Genomic DNA, 1,306 nt, shown 5'->3' on the forward strand with positions numbered 1-1,306 from the left:
TGTGTGATTGATTATGCTGCTTGTTTTTGATGTTGCAAGCGGCGTTGTCGGATTGTCTGTTTCTTGATCTTTTGCCTTTCTCTCAGGATGGCTTTGTCGCGCCCAAAGTACACGTCGGCTGGTGTGACGTTTTTCAGGCTCTCGTGGTAGCGCTGGTTGTTGTAGTAATTGACGAAGGCCCCGATCTGGCGTTCGAGGTCACCGGGCAGATAGTAGTTTTCCAGCAAAACGCGGTTCTTCATGGTCTGGTGCCAACGTTCGATTTTACCTTGGGTTTGTGGGTGGAACGGCGCACCACGGACATGCTTCATGCTTTGCCCTTCCAGCCATTCAGCCAAATCACCCGAGATGTAGCAGGACCCGTTATCACTCAAAAGACGCGGCTTGTGGCGCACGACGGCTTGGTCGCAACCGGATGCAGTCAGCGCCAGTTCAATCGTATCTGTCACGTCTTCAGCCCGCATGTTTGTGCAGAGCTTCCAGGCAATGATGTAACGGCTGTAATCATCCAAGATGGTGCTGAGATAATACCATCCCCAGCCGATGATCTTGAAGTAGGTGAAATCGGTCTGCCACATCTCGTTAATGGCGGTGGTTTTGTCTTTGAACTCCTCGGCTGCTTTAATGACCACATAGTCTGGTGCTGTTATCAGGTCGGCTGCTTTGAGAATGCGGTAAGCTGATGATTCAGAGACAAAATATCGTTTCTCATCCGTGTATTTGACCGCCAGTTCCCGCGTGGTCAGCGCTTCATGTTCGAGCGCAAACTCAATCAGGTCATCGCGACGGGCATCAGGGATGCGGTTCCAGACCGATCCCGGACGTGGGGATTTGTCAGCCAGCCCATCCAAGCCGCCGTCGACATAGAGATCGTACCATCGATAGAATGTCGTGCGCGGGATGCCCAGCATGTCGAGGGTTTGTTTGACCGGCAAATGCGATCCCTCAACTGTGCGAATGATTTCCAGTTTCTCCGAAGCAGGATACCTCATTCCTCGTATCCCCCACTTCCTGTCATGCTTTTTTTGAGCAGACGGTTCTCAAGCGTGAGGTCGGCGACGCATTCTTTCAGGGCCAAGGACTCAGAACGCAAATCCTTTACCTCAGGCGATGTGGCTTGCCGCGCCGTGTCGCCAGATAACCGGCGCTTGCCAGCTTCGAGAAATTCCTTCGACCAGCTGTAATACAGGCTCTCAGCGATACCTTCCCGGCGACACAGCACCGAGATGCTTTCCTCGCCGCGCAGGCATGCCAATACAATACGGATCTTCTCTTCAGCTGAATATGTCTGTCGGGTCTTACGGCG

Annotated in this window: 1 protein-coding gene; it reads right to left on the bottom strand. The window is 52.9% G+C overall.

The genetic code is table 11. The annotated features are described in order from the left end of the window. Window positions 1–11: 11 nt before the first annotated feature. Window positions 12–1,306 (bottom strand): IS3 family transposase gene (locus ACEWL3_RS20590; protein WP_435001626.1). Its coding sequence is split into 2 segments (ribosomal slippage), with 1,293 coding nucleotides annotated over them: window positions 12–1,025 and window positions 1,028–1,306; the frame shifts between segments, so codons are not numbered across the junction. This gene is flagged as partial in the annotation.

It is taken from the genome of Sulfitobacter sediminivivens, assembly GCF_042611115.2.
In the GTDB taxonomy this organism is placed as follows: domain Bacteria; phylum Pseudomonadota; class Alphaproteobacteria; order Rhodobacterales; family Rhodobacteraceae; genus Sulfitobacter; species Sulfitobacter sediminivivens.